25 protein-coding genes are annotated in these 25,377 nt (G+C 40.0%); 10 read left to right on the forward strand and 15 right to left on the reverse strand.

Annotated elements, in window-relative coordinates; all coding sequences use genetic code 11:
* Window positions 1-386 precede the first annotated feature (386 nt).
* A complete protein-coding gene (locus tag NSMS1_RS08625) occupies window positions 387-1,685 on the reverse strand; it encodes a dicarboxylate/amino acid:cation symporter (RefSeq protein ID WP_224092544.1) in 1,299 nt (432 codons plus the stop codon).
* A 170-nt stretch (window positions 1,686-1,855) separates the two neighbouring features.
* Here NSMS1_RS08625 and NSMS1_RS08630 point away from each other — a divergent pair, with 170 nt between their 5' ends.
* The gene (locus NSMS1_RS08630; RefSeq protein WP_224092545.1) at window positions 1,856-4,486 is read left to right on the forward strand and encodes a DNA polymerase III subunit alpha; all 2,631 of its coding nucleotides are present in this window, start codon (window positions 1,856-1,858) and stop codon (window positions 4,484-4,486) included.
* A 262-nt stretch (window positions 4,487-4,748) separates the two neighbouring features.
* Here the strand turns inward: NSMS1_RS08630 and NSMS1_RS08635 are convergent, their stop codons facing one another.
* Together NSMS1_RS08635 and def are read right to left on the reverse strand one after the other, a co-directional pair.
* Window positions 4,749-4,952: a hypothetical protein gene (locus NSMS1_RS08635; RefSeq protein ID WP_224092546.1), complete on the reverse strand. Its 204-nt coding sequence runs from the start codon at window positions 4,950-4,952 to the stop codon at window positions 4,749-4,751.
* Window positions 4,953-4,964: 12 nt separating this feature from the next.
* Window positions 4,965-5,528, reverse strand: a complete 564-nt coding sequence (gene def / locus NSMS1_RS08640; RefSeq protein WP_224092548.1) for a peptide deformylase — start codon at window positions 5,526-5,528, stop codon at window positions 4,965-4,967.
* 576 nt (window positions 5,529-6,104) lie between these two features.
* Here def and NSMS1_RS08645 point away from each other — a divergent pair.
* The gene (locus NSMS1_RS08645; RefSeq protein WP_224092550.1) at window positions 6,105-6,587 is read left to right on the forward strand and encodes a PD-(D/E)XK nuclease superfamily protein; all 483 of its coding nucleotides are present in this window, start codon (window positions 6,105-6,107) and stop codon (window positions 6,585-6,587) included.
* Here the strand turns inward: NSMS1_RS08645 and NSMS1_RS08650 are convergent.
* On the reverse strand, window positions 6,584-7,411 hold the full coding sequence (locus tag NSMS1_RS08650; protein ID WP_224092552.1) for a DNA adenine methylase: 828 nt from the start codon (window positions 7,409-7,411) through the stop codon (window positions 6,584-6,586). The genes NSMS1_RS08645 and NSMS1_RS08650 overlap by 4 nt on opposite strands.
* A 167-nt stretch (window positions 7,412-7,578) precedes the next feature.
* Between NSMS1_RS08650 and NSMS1_RS08655 the strand changes: the two genes are divergently transcribed.
* The 3 genes from NSMS1_RS08655 (at window position 7,579) to NSMS1_RS08665 (ending at window position 9,716) form a co-directional block, all read left to right on the forward strand.
* Window positions 7,579-7,785 (forward strand): DUF751 family protein, encoded by a 207-nt coding sequence (locus NSMS1_RS08655; RefSeq protein ID WP_067771504.1) that lies wholly within the window; start codon window positions 7,579-7,581, stop codon window positions 7,783-7,785.
* 90 nt (window positions 7,786-7,875) lie between these two features.
* Window positions 7,876-8,280 carry a 30S ribosome-binding factor RbfA gene (gene rbfA, locus NSMS1_RS08660; protein ID WP_224092554.1) on the forward strand — a complete coding sequence of 135 codons (405 nt, stop codon included), beginning with the start codon at window positions 7,876-7,878 and terminating at the stop codon, window positions 8,278-8,280.
* Window positions 8,281-9,479: 1,199 nt separating this feature from the next.
* Window positions 9,480-9,716, forward strand: coding sequence for a DUF4327 family protein (locus NSMS1_RS08665; protein WP_067771501.1), 237 nt, complete (start codon window positions 9,480-9,482; stop codon window positions 9,714-9,716).
* 484 nt (window positions 9,717-10,200) lie between these two features.
* Here the strand turns inward: NSMS1_RS08665 and NSMS1_RS08670 are convergent, their stop codons facing one another.
* A complete protein-coding gene (locus NSMS1_RS08670; RefSeq protein ID WP_224092556.1) occupies window positions 10,201-10,917 on the reverse strand; it encodes an ROK family protein in 717 nt (238 codons plus the stop codon).
* Between the two features lie 201 nt (window positions 10,918-11,118).
* Here NSMS1_RS08670 and NSMS1_RS08675 point away from each other — a divergent pair, with 201 nt between their 5' ends.
* Window positions 11,119-11,985 (forward strand): TIGR02452 family protein, encoded by an 867-nt coding sequence (locus NSMS1_RS08675; protein WP_224092557.1) that lies wholly within the window; start codon window positions 11,119-11,121, stop codon window positions 11,983-11,985.
* A 117-nt stretch (window positions 11,986-12,102) separates the two neighbouring features.
* On the forward strand, window positions 12,103-12,906 hold the full coding sequence (locus NSMS1_RS08680) for a creatininase family protein (RefSeq protein WP_224092558.1): 804 nt from the start codon (window positions 12,103-12,105) through the stop codon (window positions 12,904-12,906).
* Window positions 12,907-13,017: 111 nt separating this feature from the next.
* Here NSMS1_RS08680 and lepB read toward each other — a convergent pair whose 3' ends face one another.
* From lepB to modA, 4 genes are all read right to left on the reverse strand, one after another.
* The gene (gene lepB, locus NSMS1_RS08685) at window positions 13,018-13,590 is read right to left on the reverse strand and encodes a signal peptidase I (protein WP_224092559.1); all 573 of its coding nucleotides are present in this window, start codon (window positions 13,588-13,590) and stop codon (window positions 13,018-13,020) included.
* Window positions 13,591-13,841: 251 nt separating this feature from the next.
* Window positions 13,842-14,120 carry a hypothetical protein gene (locus NSMS1_RS08690; RefSeq protein ID WP_224092560.1) on the reverse strand — a complete coding sequence of 93 codons (279 nt, stop codon included), beginning with the start codon at window positions 14,118-14,120 and terminating at the stop codon, window positions 13,842-13,844.
* 6 nt (window positions 14,121-14,126) lie between these two features.
* Entirely contained in the window at window positions 14,127-14,618 is a 492-nt protein-coding gene (locus NSMS1_RS08695) for a hypothetical protein (protein ID WP_224092561.1), read from the reverse strand.
* A 315-nt stretch (window positions 14,619-14,933) separates the two neighbouring features.
* Window positions 14,934-15,731 (reverse strand): molybdate ABC transporter substrate-binding protein, encoded by a 798-nt coding sequence (gene modA / locus NSMS1_RS08700; protein ID WP_224092562.1) that lies wholly within the window; start codon window positions 15,729-15,731, stop codon window positions 14,934-14,936.
* A gap of 98 nt (window positions 15,732-15,829) precedes the next feature.
* Between modA and NSMS1_RS08705 the strand changes: the two genes are divergently transcribed.
* From NSMS1_RS08705 to NSMS1_RS08715, 3 genes are all read left to right on the forward strand, one after another.
* Window positions 15,830-16,276, forward strand: coding sequence for a molybdopterin-binding protein (locus tag NSMS1_RS08705; RefSeq protein WP_224092563.1), 447 nt, complete (start codon window positions 15,830-15,832; stop codon window positions 16,274-16,276).
* Window positions 16,277-16,477: 201 nt separating this feature from the next.
* Window positions 16,478-16,864 carry a DUF760 domain-containing protein gene (locus NSMS1_RS08710; protein WP_224092565.1) on the forward strand — a complete coding sequence of 129 codons (387 nt, stop codon included), beginning with the start codon at window positions 16,478-16,480 and terminating at the stop codon, window positions 16,862-16,864.
* Between the two features lie 305 nt (window positions 16,865-17,169).
* Window positions 17,170-19,506: a response regulator gene (locus tag NSMS1_RS08715; protein ID WP_224092567.1), complete on the forward strand. Its 2,337-nt coding sequence runs from the start codon at window positions 17,170-17,172 to the stop codon at window positions 19,504-19,506.
* A gap of 108 nt (window positions 19,507-19,614) precedes the next feature.
* Here NSMS1_RS08715 and NSMS1_RS08720 read toward each other — a convergent pair whose 3' ends face one another.
* From NSMS1_RS08720 to NSMS1_RS08745, 6 genes are all read right to left on the reverse strand, one after another.
* Window positions 19,615-20,220: a DUF4360 domain-containing protein gene (locus NSMS1_RS08720; protein ID WP_224092568.1), complete on the reverse strand. Its 606-nt coding sequence runs from the start codon at window positions 20,218-20,220 to the stop codon at window positions 19,615-19,617.
* Window positions 20,221-20,921: 701 nt separating this feature from the next.
* Window positions 20,922-21,602 (reverse strand): antibiotic biosynthesis monooxygenase, encoded by a 681-nt coding sequence (locus NSMS1_RS08725; protein ID WP_224092569.1) that lies wholly within the window; start codon window positions 21,600-21,602, stop codon window positions 20,922-20,924.
* Between the two features lie 95 nt (window positions 21,603-21,697).
* On the reverse strand, window positions 21,698-22,600 hold the full coding sequence (locus NSMS1_RS08730) for a helix-turn-helix domain-containing protein (RefSeq protein WP_224092570.1): 903 nt from the start codon (window positions 22,598-22,600) through the stop codon (window positions 21,698-21,700).
* A 211-nt stretch (window positions 22,601-22,811) separates the two neighbouring features.
* Window positions 22,812-23,162: a DUF1257 domain-containing protein gene (locus NSMS1_RS08735; protein WP_011321426.1), complete on the reverse strand. Its 351-nt coding sequence runs from the start codon at window positions 23,160-23,162 to the stop codon at window positions 22,812-22,814.
* 141 nt (window positions 23,163-23,303) lie between these two features.
* Window positions 23,304-24,812 (reverse strand): AAA family ATPase, encoded by a 1,509-nt coding sequence (locus NSMS1_RS08740; RefSeq protein WP_224092571.1) that lies wholly within the window; start codon window positions 24,810-24,812, stop codon window positions 23,304-23,306.
* Between the two features lie 88 nt (window positions 24,813-24,900).
* A complete protein-coding gene (locus tag NSMS1_RS08745) occupies window positions 24,901-25,248 on the reverse strand; it encodes a hypothetical protein (protein ID WP_224092572.1) in 348 nt (115 codons plus the stop codon).
* Between the last annotated feature and the right edge of the window lie 129 nt (window positions 25,249-25,377).

A 25,377-nucleotide genomic window follows, 5' to 3' on the forward strand; every position in this document is an offset into this window, starting at 1 on the left:
TCATCACAGCACCCCTCCCTAAAGCTATCTGAAGGGTTATCGCAGTCGGAGGGTCAGGAATTATCTATTCTTTACAAAAGTTTATTTAAAAGCTCTAATGCCAAGACTAAATTAAGTAAGTCGGTGGGAAAAAACAAAGCTAAGTTAAGAAAGGTAAACAAGGCTATAACCCTCTTCCCTTCTCCGCAGTTGCTCCACTTGGGCAAAGCCCAAGACCGCACTGCTCTCTGCCTCCTGCCTTGCCATAGCGATAATTTTTAACACTGAGCTACTTAGGATCATAAATATAATTATTGTGGTGTGGGCATCCTGCCCGCACCGGACAGGCAAGATGCCTGTCCCACAAGCCGTTTCAGAAATAAAATCGGATTTATCAGTACGCAACGCTACTGCAAATCGTTAGTGTATTCAGAACTACGTGGCTTTTTCCCATCTAACAAAGCACTGACTGTCATATCACCCATAACATTGATAGCAGTGCGGCAACGATCTAAAAACCAATCTACGGTTACAAGCAAAGCTATATACTCAGTAGGCAAGCCGACGGAGGTAAATACCAAAGTCATTGTTACTAATCCCGCATTAGGAATACCAGCCGCCCCTACCGATGCGAAGATGGATGTAAGAACAACAATTAACTGCTGTCCTAAGTTTAAATGCTGCCCAATTACCTGCGAAATATATAATGCAGACATTGCTTCGTAAAGGGCAGTACCATCATTGTTGAAGTTTGCCCCCACCAGTGCGCCTAAAGATGCGGAAGATTCTCTTAAACCAATTTTGCTTTGCAACACTTCAAAGGTGATGGGCATAGCAACGGTGGAGGATGAAGTTGAAAAAGCCGTCAGGAAGGCATCTGTACCACCAGCTAAAAATTTGAGGGGATTTACCCAAGAACCAATTTTAACCCTTGACAGGTAATAGGCAGCTTGTAATAACAGCGCTATCAGCACCGCTACAATAAAGGCTGCCAAAGATTGGAAGGGGGCAAAGCCTTTTTCGGCTACAGTTTTAGCAACGATACCGAAGACGGCGAAAGGAATTAGGGCAATTACCCAGTTAAGGATACGAATTACCGCTTCAAACAAAATTGCGATCGCATCTTCTACGGGTTGGTAAGCATTCTTACCTTGAGCAATTTGCTCTGATTTTAAGCCCCGTAGGACAATGCCAAAACACAGGGCAATCACAATTAATTGAATCACATTGTTATCTACCAGTGGCTTGAGGATAGCCTCTGGTACAGCATCTTTTACTAGCCCCCACGGGTCAAGACTTTGACCTACAATCGTTGTTTGTGGTTTAGCTAAACCTCCCCAAGTTCCAGGGCGTAAAATATTAGCCACTAAAAGTCCGATGACTATCGCTACAGTAGTATTAGTTAACAACAGTACTGCTAATCGTCGTCCGGCTGTACCTGGGATATTGGTAGTCATAAAGGTATGCAGCACTGCTACCAAAATCAAAGGCGTAGCTAAGGCGCGGAGGGCTTTGAGTATCAGTTCAGCAGGAATTGCCAAATTGGTAATTAATGCCGCATTGCTGGGGTTGGGATTGCCTGCACCTAGTGCTATGCCTAAAGCAACAGCTAGTACCAAAGCAATGACAATTTGTAACGTGAGAGGGATACGTTTCCACCAAGGGCGTGTGGTTTCAGGCGGATGATTACTCTCTGGTTGACTCATGCTGAATGTAGGATAAATGATAGGTAAATAAAAATCATGTATTTAATCAGACATCACTTGCGGAAGTGAAATTTCCGTAAAAGCGTTAATCTAAGATTCCGTTGCTAGATAAAATCTGACTCACAAGACATCATCAGGGAAATATTGTGGGTTAGTGCTGGGAGAGAGATATGTCCTTTGTACCTTTACATATTCATAGTGATTACAGTCTGCTGGATGGGGCCAGTCAGCTACCAGAATTGATTGATCAGGCGATCGCATTGGGTATGAAAGCGATCGCAATTACCGATCACGGGGTCATGTACGGTGCTGTCGAACTGCTGAAAATTTGCCGCAGTAAAAATATTAAGCCAATCATTGGCAACGAAATGTATATAATTAACGGCGATATTGAAAAACAAGAACGCCGTCCTAAATATCATCAAGTTGTTTTAGCAAAAAATACTAAAGGATATAAAAATTTAGTTAAATTAACTACACTTTCTCACCTCAAAGGTGTGCAAGGTAAAGGTATTTTTTCTCGTCCTTGTATTAATAAAGAATTACTACAACAATATCACGAAGGATTAATTGTCACCAGTGCTTGTTTAGGTGGAGAAATACCCCAAGCTATCCTTAGTGGTAGACCAGATGCAGCTCGGAAAGTTGCCAAATGGTATAAGGATGTGTTTGGTGATGATTTCTATTTAGAAATTCAAGACCACGGTTCCCAAGAAGACCGAATTGTTAATGTTGAAATTATTAGAATAGCTCAAGAATTAGACATTAAATTTATCGCCACAAATGACTCCCATTTTATTTCTTGTTTTGACGTAGAAGCCCACGATGCGTTGTTATGTATTCAAACAGGCAAACTCATCAGTGAAGAAAATAGAATGCGCTATAGCGGTACAGAATATCTCAAATCTGGTGCAGATATGAAACTGCTATTTCGTGACCATTTAAGCGATGATGTTATCGCCCAAGCCATAGCGACAACAGAAGAAGTTGCCGATAAAGTCGAGCCTTACAATATCATGGGTGAGCCTCGGATTCCTAACTACCCAATTCCTTCTGGTCACACTACTGATACTTATGTTGAAGAAGTAGCTTGGCAAGGTCTTTTAGATAGATTAAATCGCAAATCTCGTAGCGAAGTTGAACAAGTCTACAAAGAAAGGCTGGAATATGAACTAAAAATGCTGCAACAGATGGGATTTTCTGCCTACTTTTTAGTAGTGTGGGATTACATCAAATTTGCAAGAGATAATAACATTCCTGTGGGGCCAGGGCGTGGTTCGGCGGCGGGTTCATTGGTCGCTTACTCAATGGGAATTACCAATATTGACCCGGTACATCATGGGTTACTATTCGAGCGATTTTTAAACCCCGAACGTAAATCCATGCCTGATATCGATACAGATTTCTGCATTGAACAACGGGATAAAGTTATTGAGTATGTAACAGAAAAGTACGGTAAAGAAAGAGTAGCCCAAATTATTACTTTTAACCGTCTAACTTCCAAAGCAGTTTTAAAAGATGTCGCCAGAGTATTAAATATTCCCTATGGGGAAGCTGACAAAATGGCGAAATTAATACCTGTGGTGCGGGGTAAACCAACCAAACTTAAGGTGATGATTTCTGATGATACCCCAGAACCAGAGTTTAAAGAAAAGTATGATAACGACCCCAGAGTTCGCCATTGGCTTGATATGGCGATGCGAATTGAGGGAACTAACAAAACTTTTGGTGTTCACGCCGCCGGTGTAGTAATTTCTGCGGAACCTTTAGATGAAATCGTCCCATTACAAAAGAATAATGACGGTTCTGTAATTACTCAGTATTTCATGGAAGACCTAGAATCAATGGGTTTGTTGAAAATGGACTTTTTAGGTTTAAAAAACCTCACCATGATTCAAAAAACTATTGATTTAATTGAAGAAAAGCACGGCTTTAGAATTGATCCTTATGAAATTACTAATACAGAACGTAAGGCGCAAAAAATCTTAGCCAAAGGTGAATATAAAACTTTGCCTAAAGATGTACAAAAGACTTATGAACTTTTAGAGTCTGGGGAATTAGAAGGGATATTTCAGTTAGAATCTTCCGGGATGAAGCAAATAGTCAGAGATTTAAAACCTTCTAATATAGAAGACATTTCTTCTATCTTGGCATTGTATCGACCAGGCCCGTTAGATGCAGGATTAATTCCTAAGTTTATTAACCGTAAACATGGTAGAGAAACTATTGATTATGAAAGCCAGCTTTTAGAACCGATATTAAATGAAACCTACGGAATTATGGTCTACCAAGAGCAGATTATGAAAATTGCTCAAGACATGGCTGGTTATTCTTTAGGACAAGCTGACTTGCTGCGCCGCGCTATGGGTAAAAAGAAAGTTTCGGAGATGCAGAAGCAGCAGGAAAAATTTATTGATGGTTCTACTAAAAATGGTGTGAGAAAGCAAGTAGCTGAGAAGCTATTTGATGATATGTTGAAGTTTGCTGAATATTGTTTAAGCTATGATACCGAAGTTTTAACAGTTGAATATGGCTTTTTACCTATTGGCGAAATTGTTGAAAAAAATATTGAATGCAGAGTATTTAGTGTTGATAGTAATGGTATTGTTTACACTCAATCTATTGCCCAATGGCATAATCGGGGACAACAGGAAGTATTTGAATATTGTTTAGAAGACGGTTCAGTCATTCGGGCAACAAAAGACCATAAATTTATGACTCAAGACGGACAAATGTTGCCAATTGATGAGATATTTGAGCGGGAGTTAGATTTGTTACAGGTGAAAAGCCTACCGCACTAACTGCCACAGCAGAAGGCAGTCGCTATGAAACAAGTTTCACAACCGAGAATGAAAGAAGGCTAAGTATTTTTACTCAGTATGATCTGAACGCGCTGCTTGTGCTAACAGCAGTTTCAACTCATGAGGAAAATACCAGTGTTTTCTTGATGTTGTCTGCTTTGTATGGTTGTAGTCAGGAGCGAGTGACAACTGACAAATAAAAGGTGAAAGGAATGAATCTTGCCTTATGACCCACTCTTTCACCTTTTTATGTACCTGATGCTTATTTAATGTTAGCCTTTGCATCCCTCACTGCGGCAAGAAAAAATAATCCAGTTAGAGGAATACTCAAACCAAGGATAATTGCCGTTGTTTGGAAGCCTAAATCTGGCTGTCCGTAACTGAGTTCAAATACAGAACCAACAGCCGCGATCGCTGTTATACAAGAGCCAGCCAGAAATAATCCGCTTTTTGGAGTTAAATACACTACTAAACCACCCTATGCTACTGGTTTCACAGCTTGATACGAGAAGCCATTTTTAGATAACTCCTGTGCCAAAGTCAAGGAATTATCTACACGGTCTACAAATACTACACCGTTGAGGTGATCCATCTCGTGTTGAATACAGCGTCCCAGTAAGTCGCCTGCTTTTAATGTTTGAGGACGACCATTTTCATCTTTATAGGAAACTTCTACCACTTCAGGGCGTTTGACATCCATATACACACCGGGAATGCTCAAACAGCCTTCTTGTGCAGTACAGATTTCCCGACTTACCTGTTTAATCGTGGGGTTAATTAATACCAGTGGCGGATTTTCTGGATTATCAGGTTCGCAATCGATGACAATTAGTTGTTTATTAACGCCTACCTGGGGTGCAGCCAACCCAATGCCATCATTGCTGTACATTGTTTGCAGCATATCGCGGATTAATTGGCGGATCTCATCGTCTACTTTTGTGATCCGCTTGGCTGGTTGACGCAGTGCGCGATCGCCTAAATAGTGGAGTTGCAAAGGTGGATTTTTTAACTTTTTTTTCTCAACAGCAATTTCAGAAGGCATGACTTTAGACGGCTAGATTGTGCAAATTCAGGGTAACTGAAACTTTTACTTTTCTATATTCTAAGACGCTTCACATGAATGAAGGGTCAACAGCACCAAGTTAATGAATGATTTTACATAATTCAGAAAATAGTAAGTTTGCGACTTTGGAGATCAACTTACCTTGAATACGGCATTTAAGATGCGTTCACGCCCATCAAGAGTGGCTAAAAGCACTGCTGGGAGAGAGCCAACAAGAAGAAAATGAATTTATCCAAGAGTCAAACCAGATAAAAAGCAACATTTATCATCTGGTAACTCGCAAAGGTGAAGATAACTTAACTCAGACTCAATCAAACCTTTCTGCCTATATGGATGAGGGCGGTTTTGATGTTCTGGCGATCGCATTCGGAGAATATTTATAAAGTAAATCTTAAGTACGGTGCATTAGGCGCTTCTATCAGATTTTTTATGAGAACTTATAGTCAAAGTCTACGCCTAACTCACCCTACAATAATTTTATTTTTACCGTCTATTTACTCCTGACTTTAGGTAATTCTAAGATTAAGAAAGATTTTTAAAATAATCAGGATAAATATGACTCAGGGCGGAAGAGCAGTTACGTCTGGTAACGTTTTAGAAAACACTGTAGAAGGAGCTTTATTAGGTCATAGGTATATCCAAGTAGGAGCCAACTTACCAAAAAAACAACGCCTTGGATGCCTTGTAAGTTCAAATACTGTATTAAAACAGTATGCAAAACAGGTGTACATTGGAAAGGGAATATACGGCAGCGATATATATGTAGATTTTTATATTATGGGTGTTCCCTCACTTCCTTCAGGGCTGATTATTGAATGTAAATGGCAGCAAACCAGTGGTTCTGTAGACGAAAAACTACCTTATCTCAACTTAAATATTGACAATTGCTATCCTACACAAGCAATTGTATTAATTGATGGTGGAGGAATGAAACCACAAGCAATATCGTGGTTAAAAACACAAGTCGGCTTAAATACAAATTTGCTTGCAGTTCAAGATTTAAAAAGTTTTTTTATTTGGGCTAACAATAATCTCTAATATGAAGTAACTAAAACTTCAGTAATTTTTCCTCTTTTTTGAATATTTGAATTAATTGACCGCGCTGCTGATATGGTATGAATATTGAAGCTGCTATAAAGAGTACGAATAAAATTACAGTCTGAATTAGATAACATAACTTTAACACCTCTCTCTGATAATTCTTTGAATGTGTCTCTTAGTTTAATTTGCTGAGTTTCTGAAAATGAATAACTACTATAAGCTGTAAAATAACTTGTATCGCTGATAGGATAATAAGGGGGATCAAAAAACACAAAATCATCACTATTTGTAGCATTATTCAACACTTCTGCAAAATCTGCCTGCTTAATTTCTGAGGTAGAAAGTAGACCAGAAGCTCCTCTGAGCAAATCTTCTTGACAAATATTAGGATTTTTATAGTTTCCTACAGGGACATTAAATTTACCTTGCGAATTAACTCTATAAAGACCGTTATAACAAGTTTTATTAAGATAAATAAATCTGGCCGCCTGTTCCAACTCATTATCAACGGTTTTTCCGCGAATACTATAGTAATACTCTCTATTATGTTTACTCTTATGCTCCTGTAAAAGAGAAATCAATTCCTCAACGCGATCGCGCACGCAGCAATAAGTAGTAATTAGCTCAGAATTAATATCAGTTAAAACAGATTTCTTTGGTTGTAGATAAAAAAATAAAGCACCACCACCTAAGAATGGCTCATAATAAGATTGATAGTTCTTAGGTAAATATGGCAGATATTGTGGAATTAACCTGTTTTTACCCCCAGCCCACTTTAAAAAGGGACGTGGGCAAGTTTCTTTGGGGATTTGGCTGACCATCGCAACGAGACTAAGCTATAGGCTACTAAAATATAGCAAATATAGCAAATATAGCTAACGAAGCATATTTTATATTAATTGCGTATTTTCCAGCGCGATATATTACAATTATGTTGATAAGTAAAACAAAACAAACGTAAGTATATAATAAGGCAGCCCCAATAAAAATGTTTGACGGATTCTGGGATAACGTTTTTCGCTACCCACGCTATTTGATTTCTATTGTATTAGGTATTTTCCTTAACACTTTTGCCCCACTATTCCCATTATTGAAACGTCCAGTTACCTTAATCGCCGTTCTCGGTTTGCTTGTAGGCGGACTGGCTTTCATTACCTTTACACTAAGAGCCATGCTTGGCTTAGGTACAATTTAGAAAGGACATCTCTTATGCCACGTTTCGGTGCTGTCCTTTCTAACTGAAATTTATGTTGTTGTCGAACCTCTGTGAGGAGGGAAAGTTATTATGGCTACAAATCGCCGCGTCTCCCGTGTTGCTGAATTAATTAAACGGGAAGTTAGCCAAATGCTAATTAACGGGATTAAAGATGATCGTGTTGGTACAGGTATGGTCAGCGTTACAGATGTAGATGTTTCTGGAGATTTACAACACGCCAAAATCTACGTCAGTATCTATGGCACAGAAGAAGCCAAAGCAGAAACGATGGCTGGGTTAAAATCCGCTACAGGTTTTGTCCGCAGCGAACTAGGTGCGCGAGTTAGGTTACGCCGTACCCCAGAAGTAACTTTTATTGAAGACCGTTCGATAGAACGGGGAACAAAAGTACTATCGCTATTGAACAAGTTGGAAAATGAGCGATCGCCTGACAATATACCAGCCGCAGATGAATCGTTAGAAGATGACGAGTAATTTCAGGTACTAAAGACTGGAAATAAATTTTTAACTCATTGCCTAAATCATCCGCCGCTATTAAGCAGAAGTAATTTCGTTGCCTCTGTTTTAATTTGTTCAATCTAATCCCAATTCAAAAAATATTTGCAACACATCCGTTATCTGTAGTAGCAGCGTACATCTGTACTCCTTACTACCCATGTATCTCCATGTTTTATGAAAAAGAATACAGGAGTCAGGAGTCAGAATGACTGCTGTGCGAATGGCGGATGAATATTGGACTAAAACCTCGTCCCTTGTGGACGAGGTAGAGGTTGAAACTTTTACTAAAACACCATCCCTTTATGGGTGGTGTATTCTGACTCCTTTTTATTCACATAACAATCAGGGGTGAGAACCCCTAAAACCTTAGTTGTTAGTGATGTTACGATCTAACTACCTTGGTATTTATGCTGTTAATAGGTTCACTGACAAAAAAGTTCTGATATTAAACATAATTTAATAATTCCTTGAATTTACTTAAGTAAAGTTATGTCATGGAACTATGACGTATGTAATATTTGTAACAAAGGCAGTTTTGGAGTTATGCCGTAGGTGGGATATGTCTCTATCTAGCTACTGTTACTCTAGAGGGATGTTTCTGAAGCCGGACTGAGGTTGAGCTTCCAGAATCAATGACTACGCATAACATCACCACCCATCACTGATAAATTACAAGCCGCTTTAAGAAATTATTAACTTATGGCACATGTTTAGTAATCCTAGTGTACGTTAGCCTTAATCAAGCAACAGTTTATACCGTTATTATTGAATAACTGTTGGGTTTGCTTAACTCAGCATTTATATAAATGCTTTATTTCAATAATTTTTGCCTTTTGTCATCTACCTCCATAAAACATTTTCTTTTACCAAATCTTGTCTTAAGGCGGATGCAGCAGGAGTTAGTATATTTTGTTGAAGTTGATGACTAATCGCTTATTGAACAAGTTAACTTAGCAACCTCAATACCTTTTCGCTTGATACTTTTGGAACTAATGTCAGGAAATTTTGACATTCTTAATATTTCTTTAAATAATTTGAGGATGTCTAGCGTCAAAATGAAAATAGTTCCGTATAGTAAAATACAAAAATCCAAGCGTCAGTCCAATCCTTGTCATGTTTGTTCCCCATAATTTGGTGGGAACACTAAGTTAAATGTAAATTTGTGAGCAAAAACCATGAGTGTGAATACGGTGTCCTCTATCAATTACTACTCTTTGGACGTAATTCAGGACGAAGCACGCCGACTAGTAGAAAAAGGAATGGTTAGCAGACAACAGCCTATCTATACACTCTGCCAATATATTCCTGCTAGAGAGTGGGTTTGTGTAGAGTGTGAGTTAGAGAAATGTGATTTCTTACTACGCGATCGCATTGGCGACCTCATAGGTCGAGAACAATGGGACAACGACTAATCCGCAATTCATCAATACTTGTGATTTTGGATTGGGAGTTTACTCCTCAATGACTAAATTTGGCAAACAAGACTTCAGTTCCCAATCTGAGGGATAATCTCTGGTTTTAACAACTCCGTCCCGATCCAAAATCCTCTGTTATCCGTTTTCTACAAGTTTTGCAGTTTTATGAGTGCCTAAAAACAAAGTTTTGAGTAGATTACCTCTAATAACTCGATTAAATTATTTAAATTCTCTGACAGGAGCAGTTTTCTATATTCAACTGCTCCTGTAATTTATCAGAGGATATTCTCAAGTGCTGAGTTATGTTAGCAGTAGCAGGGCGTTCAGCCAGTGCTGAGTCTGAGCCTAGATTATTGTCTACTTACCTTTACATTTACTTTATAAATAGCCTCTCAAACTATTGTCAGGTGGGCATCTTGCCCGCCCTTGTTATACAAATTGAAGTGTAACAGCTTATCATCTTTTGAATTTTGAATTGACTTTACCTTTTCTCATCTCGCCACAAAGCAATACCACCTAATAACCCAGTAATATTAGGAATGAGTTTGACATTTAAAGGTAGCTGAAAATTTACCTTGACGGCTTCACCACCGCCGATATAGAGGTAATCATAATTAAACAACCGTTGCAAAGATGCGATCGCCTTTTCTAAACGACGGTTCCATTTCTTCTCACCAATTTTCTCTAATGCTGCCCTGCCTAGCTGTTCTTCGTAAGTTTCCCGCTTGCGAAACTGATGATGTCCCATTTCCATATTCGGTACTAATTTACCATCCACAAATAAGGCAGAACCAAACCCTGTCCCCAAGGTAATCACCAATTCCACACCCTTACCCTTAATCGCACCAAAGCCTTGCATATCTGCATCATTAATCACCCGTACAGGTTTATTTAAACGTTGCGACAGCGCCGTTTCTAAATCAAAACCAATCCAATCTGAATGTAAATTCACAGCCGTTTCCGTGACTCCATCCCTTACCACACCAGGAAAACCCACAGAAACCCGATGAAATTCACCTTGGGCAGCAGCTAACACTACAATGGCATTAATCACAACTTCTGGTGTTGCAGGTTGGGGTGTATCCACACGCGCCCTTTCTGTGACTGGGTTTCCTGTAATATCCAAAACTAAAGCTTTGACACCACTACCACCAATATCAACCGATAAGGTGCGAATTGAACCATTATCTTCAACCATTGAGAATTTACCTTTTTGATAGGAATTGGGAAACAGGAACTAGAAATAAAGAGTGCAGATCAGTAAACAATCAATTACTGATACCAATTTAATATGAAGCTGTATAGAAAAGGACTTCTAAATTAAAGTTGCCAAGGAAAACAGAGATACACTTGACATGCTTGTATTAACTTGTAGTATTGTAGTATATAGATAAAAGCCATGTCAGCCAAAAGTGCAGAGATAACACCAATGAGACGAATTGCTATTGCCGAAGATACTCTAAAAATTCTTAACATTGGTAGCTATATCTGTCCTCATGGCAATCAAGTTTATATCACTCATGAATTAGAATACTGTTTGCATTCAACGAAGTGCTACAGCCCCAAAAATCTAGCTGAGATTGAATCTAGGGTACGGAATAGCCTTCCTTGTTTCCCACATACTGAGTTTGAAGTCAGAAATGAGACAACATTAATGGGAGCCGAACGCACAGTCAAAAGCGGAAAGTTTCACAAAGTTGGTGTGTTGAATTTTGCTTCTGCTAAAAACCCAGGAGGAGGATTTCTCAAAGGAGCGCAAGCCCAAGAAGAAAGTTTAGCCAGAAGTTCAGCACTCTACAAAAGCCAGTTGAAATGCCCTGAATATTATAGTTTCCATCGCAGTGAGCGATCGCTTTTGTACTCAGATTGGATGATTTACTCTCCTAGTTGCCCAGTGTTCAAAAACGATGATGGCGAACTATTAGCACAACCCTATGTTGTAGATTTCATCACTAGCCCAGCACCAAATGCTGGCATGATTCAAAAAAACCAACATCACCTCAGCGATAAAATACCCGAAGTTCTTACTAGTCGGACATCGAAACTTCTGAGTTTGGCAGCAGAACAAGGATGCGATGGTTTAATTTTAGGCGCTTGGGGATGTGGAGTCTTTAAAAATGATCCAGTAATAGTTGCCCAAACATTTGCAGATTTTTTATTACCAGGAGGTCATTTTTGGGGCAGATTTAAAAGTGTGACTTTTTCTGTGCTTGACAATAGCAAACAACAAGTTATTTTTACAGAGTTTGAAAATAGATTTTCTTAATTAACTGCTAGAAATGAGTTGAATAAACATTATTTTAAAAACTTTTTTCTGTATAAATTTATATTAAATTAATATAAAGAGTACAGATTTTAATCATACCCACTTTTTAATCCCCAAATGCACAGTTTCATTCCCCCAGAACGATTTTTTCCTTACCTCACCTGGACGGAAATTGAGGAAATGCCCAATAAGGAGAATGTCGTTATTATCCAACCAGTAGGGGCAATTGAACAACATGGCCCCCATCTACCCTTAATTGTTGATGCTGCTATTGGTGCAGGAGTTTTGGGGAAAGCTCTATCCAAGCTGGAGGCTGACATTCCTGCTTATGCCTTACCTACTCTTTATTATGGTAAATCTAATGAACACTGGCATTTCCCAGGAACAATAACCTTAAGTACGGAAACACTGACATCCATAATTATGGAAGTAGGGGAAAGTATCTATCGCGCAGGGTTTAGAAAGTTCGTGTTAATGAACTCCCACGGAGGACAACCCCAAGTCATGCAAATGGCGGCGCGAGATTTACACGTAAAATATAGCGACTTTGCCGTATTCCCGTTATTTACTTGGCGTGTACCCCATATAACTAAGGAATTGTTAACACCCAAGGAAGCAACACAAGGAATGCACGCCGGAGATGCAGAAACTAGTATCATGCTGGCAATTTTGCCAGATCAGGTAAGACTAGATAAAGCTGTTGCAGAATATCCTCCAGAACAACCAGCCGCTAGTTTATTAAGTTGGGAAGGTAAATTACCCGTAGCCTGGGTAACAAAAGATATTAGTAAAAGTGGTGTAATTGGTGATGCGACAACCGCAACTAGAGAAAAAGGCGATCGCATTTTAGAATCTGTTTCTGATGGTTGGGTAGAAGTAATCAAGGAAATTTACGCCTTTCGTCCACCACAGGGGAGATGAGGGAGAAGGGGAGCTTCACCATTGCGATCGCTATTCGTTACCCTAATATTAATCCACAAATATTTTTGCAATAAATTACACTTTTGTCTAAGTAAATTCTCTAAGTCGTGCTTAAACTCCCCCAAATCTATCAATTGGCCAAAAGCGAAATATTGCCCTACCAATAATATTCTCCTTGGGTAAAAAGCCCCAGTAGCGGGAGTCATTACTATTGTTGCGGTTGTCTCCCATCACAAAAAACTGGTTTTCTGGGACTTGAACTGGTGAAAATGGTTGATTAGGTGGTTCAGCAATGTAGTCTTCTGGTAATGGTTGTCCATTAAGATAGACTTTGCCATTACTAACACTGATAATTTCTCCTGGTAAACCAATAACCCGCTTGATAAATGCTTGGTCTTTGGAATATCCCCGGCTTTGGAGTTCTGGGGGTGGCTGAAAAACGACTATATCCCCCGTTCTTGGCTCCTGAAAATGGTAAGAAACTTTTTCTACTACCAAGCGATCGCCTTCGTATAAAGTAGGAACCATAGACTCAGAGGGTATGTAGCGGGGTTCGGCAACAAAAGTCCGAATTAATATAGCTAAACATAAAGCGATCGCAATCAGAGTTAAATTTTCTTGCCAACCACGCCATGCTTTTGACGGCGCAGCAGCTTGTTTCGTCTCACTTTCCTGAGTAGTCATAGACTGTTTCAGCCAATTGAATTAATAAAACAAATACTTTGATTATTCTATTAGGACTTACGCTATCAAAGTTAATAGGCAAAAATAAGGTGAAGGAGAAGTGGAAGCAAGGAAAATCACTATGGGCTTTTAACAGTTAACTGATATTCCTCTTGTATCCCCCTTTGAAGACAAAGTTCCAAACTTTGTCTGATATGGAAATCCGATTTGATTTCTAAAAACAATTGGCTGTAGGACGCATAGCGCCCCTACTAAAAATTCGCCTGATAATATTGCTCAATTGCACCCACAGCAGTTAATAATGGTGAATCTAAAGGTTCAACCCAATCAGCTACTTCACGCGCTAAACCAAGCGTTGAGGTTCCATCTGAGGGTTCAAGCTGACCAACTAAAGCTTTAGTTTTGATTGATTGCAGAACGCTAATTACATTATTCAACCGCTCTGGGTTGGCTAGTTGAGTACGCATCGGCTCTGCTATGGTCAGCGCTTGGTCTATGAGCTTGAGGAAGTTTTCAGTCTTGGTTTCCATGAAATTTTATTGGCAAGTAAAATCTTTAACAACTAGATTTTCCCCCTCAACCCATTTGATATTGGGGTCTCTTGTATCCTTAATAAAGGTTTGTTGACCTCCTCCTGGATAACATTGCGCGGGGTTTTGCGGAGCAACAATACCTTGATAAACTACTGTACCAGCTGGCAGGGTAACTCTGAGAATAGTAGTAGCTTTATTGCCCCAAGATTGATTGAGAGCTAAATTTCTAATTACTTCTACGTTTGTTTTGTATAAGTTTCTAGTTAAGTATCTACCGTATTTGTTTGTACTATCACTATAGTAGCGATAAAAGGTATGAGGCTTTTTTAGTGTGACTTCCTTACATTTAGAGTTGAGGAAAGTAACTGCAATTTCTGTTGGTAGAGGACAGGACGCGGCGACTTCTTGAGCAATAACTCTAGGTGTAGTAAATGGAGGTGTAGAGATGCCAATAACGCTTAAACCAATTGTGAGCGATAGTGATGGAAATTTCATAGAGACCCTTCTTAACGAACTGTAGGCAAATACGCCCATAGTAAACTTTGCTACTATGGGTTGTTTTAGTTAAACTAGCATTGTCGGCTGGCAAAAGTCTTGTATGATTTGAGGGCGACAAGGATGAATCACACAATTTCAAGAAACACTGTACAGGCAAAATTATGTGATTTTACTTAAATAAATATAAATTTAAACTTTTTATACAATTATATATATTGTTAAAAACAAGTTAATAACATAATGCCTTTAATAAAGGGGCTTATAAATGTAAGCCCCTTTCTGCACAATAGCGAAAATATTATTTATTTTTATCTATGGCAAAATAAACCCGTATTTGCGTAGTACAGCCTTGGCTTGACCGCTAGTAGCTAAATATTGGGTAAATTCCTTAGCTGCTTCCACATTTTTACTACTTTTGATTACTGCTAAAGGATAAATAATAGCAGAGTGATATTTTTCATCAGCAGCAACTACAGCTTTTACCTTGTCAGAAATCTTGGCATCAGTGGCGTAAACCAAACCCGCATCAGCATTACCACTCTCTACCGAAGCTAAAACTTGACGGACATTATTAGCATAGACTAGCTTCGACTTGATTTGAGGCAAGAGCTTTAACTTCTGCAATACTTGTTCTGCATATTGTCCAGCCGGGACGCTTCTAGGTTCACCGATCGCAATTTTCTTAACACTGTCATTTCTTAAATTGAAGAAACTAGTAATACCAGTTGTATTCCTTGGCACAACTAATACTAGACGGTTCTTTGCTATGATACTTCGTGTACCGGATACTAGCAGTCCCTTCTGTTCTAAAGCGTCTACTTGTCTTTTGGCAGCAGATATAAAAATATCTGTTGGCGCACCTTGTTCAATTTGCTGCTGCAAGGCACCGGATGCGCCAAAGTTAAAATTAATGTTGACATTGGGCTTACTCTGCTGATACAGAGGCTTAATTTCTTCGAGTGCATCCTTTAAACTAGCAGCCGCAGAAACTAGTAGACTAACGTTTGATTGCGCTACTACAGGAGCAGGTGTAAAAAATGGTAAGCCAACTGCCAAAAATAAACTAGCAATTGCTGTACCAATAAAGGCGAGAAGGTTTCTTCGTTTCATGGCAAACCGTGTTTAGATAGACTCTTCTTCAGGGGATGGAGCTTGGTAGGATCGTACTTAAGACAATTCCGATATGTACCAACCTAATTGGTAACATTATGCCAAGAAAAGAACAAGGATGGATCACTTTTCAAACATCAGAAGAGGAGCGCAAAATTTTAGAAGAGTTTTGTCAGCAGTCTCAACGCACTAAAACTGAGATTCTGCGGGAACTCGTGCGTGGACTCAATCAACCCCCACCGCCGCAAAAATCAATACCAACCAAACAGGCGCTAAAGTCAGAAAAAGAAGCTGCTGAAACTTGGGAATTAGAAGTTGCTAGTTCCAAAAGACCATTAAAAGTTAGTTCTCGTAACATTCTCAAAGGAGTTGTCAAAAAAGTAGTCACTGGCGCAGTTAACAGCGAGGTGACATTAGAAATTGTTCATAGAGTTGAATTAACCTCAATTATCACTAGGATGTCAGCCGAGGAGTTAGAACTAACTGAGGGTGCAGAAGCTTATGCAGTGATTAAGTCTAACGATATTGTGATCGCCAGAGAATAGAGACTGGGGAACTTTAGATTTTAGATTTTGGATTCAACAATCCAAAATTTAAAATCGTAAATTTAAGATTTAAAGCGAACTTATCACTGTCATTTGTTTTAGCGGGATAACCTGTCCTTTAAAGTTCGGTTATGCGAACTATGTAATATAAATTAAATTGCTAAATTAATTGATAGTTGAACAATATTTGAGATAGTTATCATGAGTAATGATTCCCATCGAAATCCAGAGTATTTTGCTAATGAAGCACTGAACAATAATGGGCTATGGGAATATGTGCAATCGATGAGTCCTCAGACTGTCAAACAGTTATCTAAACCTGGTTCAAGAGAAGTATTGCAATTAATTCAACGTGCTGTTGTGGCTACTTTGGGTAATTTGCCCTATGAGAGTTTTAACACAACTATTACTACCAGCCGTGATGAGTTGGGTAAGCTTTTAGGATCGGCAATGGTGGATGGGTATTTTTTACGCAATGTAGAGCAGCGTCTAGAGTTGGAAAAATCATTTTTACCCTCTAGTGATGACACCTCAACTCATTTTTATTTAACAGGTGAAACCTCAGTCAATGATGAGTTAGACAAGTAAATTTAAAGTACATAATATCTAACAAAACTCTATACCCTTGTGGATAGAGTTTTTATTTAGGCGATCGCCTACAGTGGCGCGGAGCATCGTCGCCATTAATTCATTTACAGCGTATACAATATAGTAAGTTATTAAATATACTCTCTGATTGTTACCATAAGGCAAATGTTTATATTTACGAAGGTAAGCAGATTGACTGCTTGAAGATACGCTAGTCTTAAACTGTTAATTTACAAAAACTCACATATCTCAATTATTTAGTTTTCGCAATTAATAATCAGTAATAATTGCGGTTATCTGCCGCCATGAGAATTTTATTGGTAGAAGATGACGAACTGATAGGCGAATTACTTGTTAAATCACTAACAAGTCAGCACTATACTGTGGATTTCGCTCAAGATGGGCAGGAAGGTTGGGATTTAGCGGAATTATATACCTATGACTTGATTTTGCTAGATTTAATCCTGCCTAAACTGGATGGAATTAGCTTTTGTCGTCGGTTACGAGCAGCTGGTAATCAAACACCAATTCTCTTGTTAACTGCTCAAGACACCAGCACTATCAAGGTGAAAGGATTAGATGCTGGAGCGGATGATTATGTGGCTAAACCTTTTGATTTTCAAGAATTGTTAGCTAGAATCAGGGCTTTACTACGTCGTGGTGGTTCAGCATTACCGCCTCTATTGGAGTGGAATAACCTGCGACTTGATCCTAGTACATGCGAAGTCACCTGTGATGAAAAACTCTTACATTTAACGCCTAAAGAATATGGCTTACTAGAACTATTTCTCCGCAACAGCCACCGGATTTTTAGCTGTAGTGCTTTAATAGACCATTTATGGTCATTTGAAGAACCACCCACAGAAGATACAGTCAGATCCCACATTAAAGGATTGCGGCAAAAGCTCAAAGCATCAGGAGTAGCAGGAGATCCCATTGATACAGTTTATGGAATTGGGTATCGGCTAAAGCCGGCGCAGGTAGTAGACAAAGAGGAATCAACTACAGAGAAAGTTACAGCAAATGCTTCCGCCGCCAGCCAAGTGGAAAGTGGGGTGACAAAAATCTGGGGGGAAGTAGTAGAGAAAATTGAGGAGCGAGTAGCGGTAATTGAGCAAGCTTCTAGTAAGTTGTTACAAAATAAAGCTAGTGAGGAAATACGGTCAAAAGCCAAACTAGAGGCTCACAAGTTAGTTGGTTCTTTGGGTATGTTTGGCTCTGATGAGGGTTCCCGCCTAGCTCAAGAAATTGAATCTTTGTTAGATAATGGCAAAGCACTAAAACCTGCTGCTAAAAAGCAATTAGGGCAAGTGGTAGGAGCATTGCGCCAAGAATTACAAAATCTCAAATCAGGGTCTAAATTAGTATCGTTACCAGTTGAATCAGCAGCAGATGATCGCCCTTTAGTCTTAATTATTGATCAAGACCAAAAATTTGCTGAGGAAGTAGCCAAGGAGATCAACAATCAAGGTTTGAGGGTGGAAATTGCGTCAGATGCGATCGCCTCTAAACAATTGATAGCAAAAAATAGTCCCAACTTTGTCTTACTCGACCTTTCCACCACGGACAATCCCGACAACTCTCTCAATTTGTTAGCAGAACTGAGCAACCGTACTCCGCCAATACCCGTGGTAGTCTTAACTGCTGAGGACAGCTTACTCGACCGGGTGAAAGTTGCTCATTTGGGTGGAAGGGGAATTTTACTCAAACCTGTCACTCCATCTCAAGTCTTAGAAACCGTCAACCAAACACTACAACAATCCCACACGACTGAAGCACGGGTGATGATTGTAGATGATGACCCACAAATATTAACAGCACTCCAAGCTTTACTTAGTCCTTGGGGAATAAAGGTTTATACCCTCGACGATCCCCAAAAGTTTTTAGCAGCAATGCAATATGCAAAGCCAGAACTGTTAATTATAGATATGGAAATGGCAGGAATAAGCGGTGTAGAGTTATGCCAAATTGCTCGTAAACAACCCCAATGGACTAGTTTACCAATTCTTTTTCTGACCACTCATAACGATACTGCAACTAGACATCAAATATTCGCTGTCGGCGCGGATGATTATATAAATAAACCAATTGTCGAACCAGAACTATTAGCCAGGATTCTCAACCGCCTAGAACGCACACGCTGGTTACGGAGTTTAGCAGAAATCGACACGCTCACATTTGTAGCAAATCGTCGCAAATCTACCCAGGAATTAAATAAGCATCTTCAATGGAGTGAAACTCATAACAAGCCCTTCAGCTTGGCTATTGTAGAATTAGACGACCTGAAGCAAATTAATTACACCTACGGGCATGAAGTGGGCGATCGCGTTTTATCCAGACTCGGAGAAATATTAAAGCATAACTTTCATAACCAGGATGTAGTCGGACGTTGGGGTGGTACGGAGTTTGTTGTAGGTATGCCCGTGATGACTAAACATGAAGCAGTCAGAAGACTAGTGGAAATACTGAAAGAATTTCGCCAAATCAAATTTACTGGTACTAATCATCAGTCCTTTCATGCCACCTTTAGCGCCGCAGTTGTGGTATATCCCCAAGATGGGGACAAACTTGAAGCGCTTTACCAAGCTGCTGACGCACTTCTCAAGCAAGCCAAGGTGGGTGGTAGAAATCGGGTTTTTTAATTTGTTAACCTATCAGGGGTGGTACGCCCCTATCTATTAGGCATCTTGTAAAATGCGATCAAACCTTTGCAAAGCGAAGAGTTGATTAGCTCCTCGCTTTGAAATGGGCTAACGGCACTGACGATATTTGATGTAGTAAACCAAACCACGATGGGAAAGGTCAAAAGAGTCAACAGTAGCTACCCCTTGACCACTAGCAGTCATTGCAGCATTAACCCGCATATTTACGCTGTCACCACAACTTGACCAGACATCAGCCACAGTTGCTAATTCATCTCGGACGTTGTAGTCTGTTTCGCCTCTAAATGTTCTAGAAAAAACAGGCCCACGCTGACCTGCAAAGAAGTATTCTGCTCTGAGTCTGCCGATTGTAGAGGGAGCTACATAGCCTCGATAATCAGCATCGTAGAGGGAGATTTGAAAGCCTTGAGGAACCTTAATAGGAATGCTCATGTTACAGCTTTTACGCCTTTCTGCTGACTTATTTCCCTCAGCTATAAACTTATCAAATAGAATGGTTAGCTCTTGACCATCAGGACTGACGCTAACGCTAGCAGATCCTTCAGGGCAACCGTTACCACCATATCCTGCGCCTAGTATTTCAACTTTACTGTTGGCAAGGGCAGGGCCTACGGAAGCTGTAATTAATGTAGCCGCAGCCAAAAAAGCTTGAACACAATTAATAGATGTTTTTGTGAACTTTAGAGTATTCATTACTCACCTGACTTTAGTGTGTTGAACACTATTAGATTCAAATTTGTTGTGGGGTGTTCCTGAAAAATGAGATAAAAAAGTTTCCCAAATATATTTAGTTTCAAAACCGAGATTATATATGCTTCTTGAGCTTTGATTACGGATTTGTTACATTTCAAGGTTTGAAAGATAGCTATTTTTATAGCTAAATATGTTAAGTTTAATTATTTTAAAAATGAACTGCTTACCTATGGTAAAAAGCTTTTTAAAACAAGGATAGCAAGCAAAAACTCCACCTCAAATCATCGAAAAAATAGGTGAAATAATTATTGCAAATATATTATGTATGCAAACTAAAATTTTACCAACCATAATTTACTGAATGGTTGATAATATAATCAATACAAAACTCAATTTCTTAAGTTAGAAGAAGTTGATGATTTATCAAATAATAGATAAATCAATAAGGGATTTAGCTTACAGAATTAAATAATTAGCTGTCTACAATTAGTAGTGTTCCGACTAATTAATCGTAATTCCTAACTTCTGAGTTTTTGGTCAAGCTGTTAATATTCAATATATACTTACATATTGACTAAGAATTTTCGTCTATGTTCCCGCGAAATTACGTAAGCAATTGGCTAACATCTGCGGTAGGCGATCGCCTACCTTCAAAAGTTAAGGGTAGGTTGTGAGTCTACCCCTTGTGACTTTTTAATTTGTCACTGTACAACTAACCTGTGAGCATCGGCTGCGAAAGAAACTTCGTAGAGATGGGTTTCAATCCTGTCACACGCACCTTCAAGAAGGCTCATCAATGGCTCATGTTGAGTCAATACATCAGCAATAGTGTGCGATGCTGAAGCCTTCCACTGGGTGTAGTTCAAAATACGAGTGCCATCAAGACTACGGTGAAGACTCATCGAAACAAAACCAGCTTGCTGCTTTGCAAAAGAACAGAGTTCTTGCTTCAAAGTCTCTAATGCTTGCTGCTGGTGTGGCGGTTTAGTTGAGAAGAGACTAATCAACGTCACAACTCCATTTTGAGGCTCAATGATAGCTTGTTGTCCGACAGCAAAAGCAACTTCGTAGTATCGTAGATCCATCTTGACGTTTAGTGCCTGGTATCGAGCAAATCCTGCCATGATTTCTGGGTTTTCATGAATCACTTCGCTTGATCGTTGATCCGTCCACTGCACGTAATTTACAACACTGACTCCATCCAGACTACGATGAAAATTAGCATTGAGAAATCCAGGCTGCTTTCGTATTGAGGAATCGGTCTGTGATTTAAGCACATCAAGCAAGGCTTGCTGATTTTCAGGGGCAATCGTGAACACATTGATAAACGTCGTAATCCCACTGTTAACTTGAATGGTTGCGGGAAGATAATGAGTTGGCATTGAAAGTTCTCCTAAGTTACTGCCCTGAGTGTAGCGATCGCATCAAGACAAAACTTTCCTGTCTTTGCTCAAACTATGCTGCTTTTGCTCTAACTTTATTGCTGATTTCGATAATACTTAGGTGTTGTACCAGTGATGCGACGAAATAGTCGTGTAAACGCACTAGGTGTAGCAAAACCAACTTGGAGCGCAATATCTGTGATAGGTAATTGGCTGTGCCGTAGTAACTGCTTCGCCCGGTCAAGCCGTTGTCTTGTGATGTACTGATGAGGAGCGACTCCGGTTGATTGCTTAAACTGGCGGCAGAAGTGGTACAAACTCATCCCCAATGCCTCAGCAACTTGAGCCAGCGTAAACGATTGATCTAAGTGGGACTCAATAAAATCCAGGGCTTGAGTCAATTTGTATTTTGGTAAACCTCCAAGATTTGATGGTAAATAAGCTTTCCAAGCCACATGATTTTGCAGCAACTGTGCAACTAATGCAGTTGCCAACGAGTCTCCAAAGAAAGTGCCAACTGGATGTCCCGCAAGCAAGTCAGAATGTAGCGACACTGCAATTTGTTGAATCAAGGGATCAAATATGGCAACCTTTGGAATTAATTCAATTTGGTCTGCTCTAATAGATTCATGAGCAATTTGCTCGAAAAACTGGGGAGAGATTCCCAGTAGGGAAAACTCGGCTTCTTGTTGCCAGAACGACCAATAGCTTACCCCGGTGGGAATAATTAAAATCTCACCACCTTGATAATGGTGCTGATGTAACTGATTGTCTAAGCGATGTTCTACCGGAACTGAGTATCCAGGACTTGTTATGCCAATCAAATGCTGTGTCCATTGATGGGTTGGCGACTCATAAGTGAAATGATGGTAATGGGAGAAAAAGAGTCCATGCCACTGAGCCGATTGGCTTGAGCCTACAGGATGACAAGAAATTACTTGTTCTACACTCTGGGAACAAGTTAAATCTGCAATCAAAGTTTTCTGTTTGAAACTCATCCGCTTGGATTTGCTGTAACTCCCGCATACCTTAGCTTAATTCCTGAGTCTGTACCTCCCTCTCAAGTATTGCATTGCGAATTTAGCCCTAAGCAAACCTTATAGCAATTCAAAATTAGGAAAGTAGTTTCAAATACTGTGCATAAAAAAAGCGGGCTAACCGCTATGACTTGGTTAACCCGTGCAGCTTTGGGAACGCGCAGAGAAATTGTTATTGCAATACTAATTTCACGTTGGCGTTTTGTAGACCGCGCTGTTTTACTTCAGCCAAGGTTTTGTTAACAGCGTATTTTTGATTGATGGAGTTGATTAACTCGGTTTGGTTGTGCTTTTTAGCAACACCCCACAGGTCAGCGATGAGGTCGAAGGAACCATCGCTGTTGCGAGACCAACCTAAGTCATATTCGCCGTCCAAAACTGCAACGATGTCGGAACGAACGCGCTGACCATTGTAACCACGAACATCAGCTTCAGTCTTTACTGAGATGCCCAGGTCGCGCAAAGAAGCTTTGAGGATTTCAGCATCGGTGATTTTGGTGCGAAGAGTGCTAAAGTGAGACATTTGGGTTTCCTCCAGTGAGAAGATTGAGAAAAAGGACAACGTTTGTTTTTAGGGAAGCCGCGCATATTTGGGAACGGCTTTTTTCTCGTAACTGCTAGCTTTGGGGGCTAGCCTTTCCCCTTGGGTAGCAAGGGAAAGCTTTTAGAACTCCATGCGCTGGTATTCAGCGACGGAGGATGCTGCGGGTCTTGCCCTCTGTCTAGCCCAGTCACGTAGGGCCGTTACCTGTTCTTGCATCGTGCGAGACAGTGGCAATGTAGCTTTGAGCGCAGCAATAATATCTAGTTGGGTGAACTCGCGGTCTTGGGCAAATGCTTCATACATTGCCGCAACAAGCGCTTGTTCAATTTCTGCTCCAGAAAATCCGTCTGACATCTTGGCGAGTTGCTCCAAATCAAACCTAGAGATGTCTTCACGACGTTTATTCAGGTGGATCTTGAATATATCACTCCTTTCTTCAGGTGTGGGCAGATCCACAAAGAAAATTTCATCAAAACGACCCTTCCTCAAAAATTCTCCAGGTAGCCGTTCTACACGGTTGGCTGTCGCCATGACAAACACTGGAGATTTTTTCTCCTGCATCCATGTGAGGAAAGACCCAAATATTCTGCTAGATGTACCGCCATCTGAGTCACCAGAACCAGCGCTACCAGCAAATGATTTATCTAATTCGTCAATGAACAGAATCGCTGGTGAGATAGATTCTGCTGTTTTCAGGGCATTACGCAGATTAGCTTCACTTCGCCCCACCATTGAACCGTCGTAAACTCGCCCCATATCCAAACGCAACAGGGGTAAACCCCACAGGCGGGATGTTGTCTTGGCGATTAATGATTTACCACAACCAGGAACACCTAAAATTAACATCCCTTTTGGTTGGGGTAGACCATACTCTCTAGCTCTTTCTGTAAACGCATTTGAGCGTTGTTTGAGCCATTTCTTTAATTCTTCTAAGCCACCTACAGCGTCTATGGTTTCATCTTCTTCGATGTATTCTAGAATACCATTACGCCGGATGAGTTGCTTTTTCTCAGATAGAACTATGTCTACTTCTTCTTCGGTCAAGCGCCCGGTGGTTACTTGGGCTTTGCGATACACTTTCTCAGCTTCATCTTTAGTTAAGCCTAAAGCTGCTTTGAGAAGTTTTTCCCGCGCGTCTGTAGTTAAGCGTCTACCACGATTTTGATCTAAATGGTGAGTTAAAACTTTGTTTAACTCAGACATGTCGGGTAATTGGAAATCTAATACGACTACTTCTTTTTCTAGTTCTATGGGTACTTGCTGCATCGGTGACATCAAAATGATGTTCTTTTGCGTACCTTTGAAGCTAGCGATCGCATCACGTAACGACCTTGTAATCGGGGCAGCATCAATAAAGGGATGTAAATCTTTAAAAATAAAAATACCAGGTTCTTTCTGCCGTATAACCCAATCGATCGCCGCTTCTGGCGAACCAGTGTTGTGTGGGTTAGCTCTGGGTTGACCATACTCCACGATGCCATGAGTTACTGTCCAAACATACAGTCGGCGTTGGGGCCTTAACATTTGGGCGATTGTGGAAATTGCCTGCTCTGCCCGCTCTTCCTCGGAGGTCACAAGGTAGATTAGTGGGTATTGAGCTTGGATGAGAATATTGAGCTCTTCTTTCATAAATCGACCTGCTTGAGACCCTAGTACAGTAAAGACATCGTTTCGTTTGTGACAACAACCGAATTATGATTTCCTTTCTAATTCGTATCTAGCAAGGAACCAATTCTTCCTCACCCTTGGGATGGGTTTCTGCTTCCGTCATTTCATCAATGGGAAGATGCTCTTGACCGACTAATCCAGGTTGATTTCCTAAATTAATCAATTCCCCATCACGTAATACCAATGAACTTTCACAAGTGGGACATGAATATACTCGATGAGTTCGTCCGTATGTTGAAGCCTCTAATTCCTCAACTAAATGTGGGTTAGCTAAGTAGAAACCAAGAGCGCGTTCAGCTAAATCTGACATGTGTTCAGAATCAATTGCTGAACGAATCTTCAGCTTCTTGTGCAGTTCAGGCGATAGATATAACGTAACCTTTTGCTTAGTTTGCATATAACTTTTCAATGGCCTTACCCGGGTATGTATATTACGGTATCGATTGCCAGCTTGGTTGTCAAGCCAGTAAGACGCTTTGACGGCTATTTTGTCATACTTCTTTACAATTGACGTAAAGTTGTTACA

Source organism: Nostoc sp. MS1, from assembly GCF_019976755.1.
Taxonomy (GTDB): Bacteria; Cyanobacteriota; Cyanobacteriia; order Cyanobacteriales; family Nostocaceae; genus Trichormus.

Excerpts from the sequence above, each read along its gene's own strand:
- NSMS1_RS08625 (WP_224092544.1), bottom strand. The coding sequence starts at position 1,685 with ATGAGTCAACCAGAGAGTAATCATCCGCCTGAAACCACACGCCCTTGG.
- NSMS1_RS08630 (WP_224092545.1), top strand. The coding sequence starts at position 1,856 with ATGTCCTTTGTACCTTTACATATTCATAGTGATTACAGTCTGCTGGAT.
- def (WP_224092548.1), bottom strand. The coding sequence starts at position 5,528 with ATGCCTTCTGAAATTGCTGTTGAGAAAAAAAAGTTAAAAAATCCACCT.
- NSMS1_RS08645 (WP_224092550.1), top strand. The coding sequence starts at position 6,105 with ATGACTCAGGGCGGAAGAGCAGTTACGTCTGGTAACGTTTTAGAAAAC.
- NSMS1_RS08650 (WP_224092552.1), bottom strand. The coding sequence starts at position 7,411 with ATGGTCAGCCAAATCCCCAAAGAAACTTGCCCACGTCCCTTTTTAAAG.
- NSMS1_RS08655 (WP_067771504.1), top strand. The coding sequence starts at position 7,579 with ATGTTTGACGGATTCTGGGATAACGTTTTTCGCTACCCACGCTATTTG.
- rbfA (WP_224092554.1), top strand. The coding sequence starts at position 7,876 with ATGGCTACAAATCGCCGCGTCTCCCGTGTTGCTGAATTAATTAAACGG.
- NSMS1_RS08665 (WP_067771501.1), top strand. The coding sequence starts at position 9,480 with ATGAGTGTGAATACGGTGTCCTCTATCAATTACTACTCTTTGGACGTA.
- NSMS1_RS08670 (WP_224092556.1), bottom strand. The coding sequence starts at position 10,917 with ATGGTTGAAGATAATGGTTCAATTCGCACCTTATCGGTTGATATTGGT.
- NSMS1_RS08675 (WP_224092557.1), top strand. The coding sequence starts at position 11,119 with ATGTCAGCCAAAAGTGCAGAGATAACACCAATGAGACGAATTGCTATT.
- NSMS1_RS08680 (WP_224092558.1), top strand. The coding sequence starts at position 12,103 with ATGCACAGTTTCATTCCCCCAGAACGATTTTTTCCTTACCTCACCTGG.
- lepB (WP_224092559.1), bottom strand. The coding sequence starts at position 13,590 with ATGACTACTCAGGAAAGTGAGACGAAACAAGCTGCTGCGCCGTCAAAA.
- NSMS1_RS08690 (WP_224092560.1), bottom strand. The coding sequence starts at position 14,120 with ATGGAAACCAAGACTGAAAACTTCCTCAAGCTCATAGACCAAGCGCTG.
- NSMS1_RS08695 (WP_224092561.1), bottom strand. The coding sequence starts at position 14,618 with ATGAAATTTCCATCACTATCGCTCACAATTGGTTTAAGCGTTATTGGC.
- modA (WP_224092562.1), bottom strand. The coding sequence starts at position 15,731 with ATGAAACGAAGAAACCTTCTCGCCTTTATTGGTACAGCAATTGCTAGT.
- NSMS1_RS08705 (WP_224092563.1), top strand. The coding sequence starts at position 15,830 with ATGCCAAGAAAAGAACAAGGATGGATCACTTTTCAAACATCAGAAGAG.
- NSMS1_RS08710 (WP_224092565.1), top strand. The coding sequence starts at position 16,478 with ATGAGTAATGATTCCCATCGAAATCCAGAGTATTTTGCTAATGAAGCA.
- NSMS1_RS08715 (WP_224092567.1), top strand. The coding sequence starts at position 17,170 with ATGAGAATTTTATTGGTAGAAGATGACGAACTGATAGGCGAATTACTT.
- NSMS1_RS08720 (WP_224092568.1), bottom strand. The coding sequence starts at position 20,220 with ATGAATACTCTAAAGTTCACAAAAACATCTATTAATTGTGTTCAAGCT.
- NSMS1_RS08725 (WP_224092569.1), bottom strand. The coding sequence starts at position 21,602 with ATGCCAACTCATTATCTTCCCGCAACCATTCAAGTTAACAGTGGGATT.
- NSMS1_RS08730 (WP_224092570.1), bottom strand. The coding sequence starts at position 22,600 with ATGAGTTTCAAACAGAAAACTTTGATTGCAGATTTAACTTGTTCCCAG.
- NSMS1_RS08735 (WP_011321426.1), bottom strand. The coding sequence starts at position 23,162 with ATGTCTCACTTTAGCACTCTTCGCACCAAAATCACCGATGCTGAAATC.
- NSMS1_RS08740 (WP_224092571.1), bottom strand. The coding sequence starts at position 24,812 with ATGAAAGAAGAGCTCAATATTCTCATCCAAGCTCAATACCCACTAATC.
- NSMS1_RS08745 (WP_224092572.1), bottom strand. The coding sequence starts at position 25,248 with ATGCAAACTAAGCAAAAGGTTACGTTATATCTATCGCCTGAACTGCAC.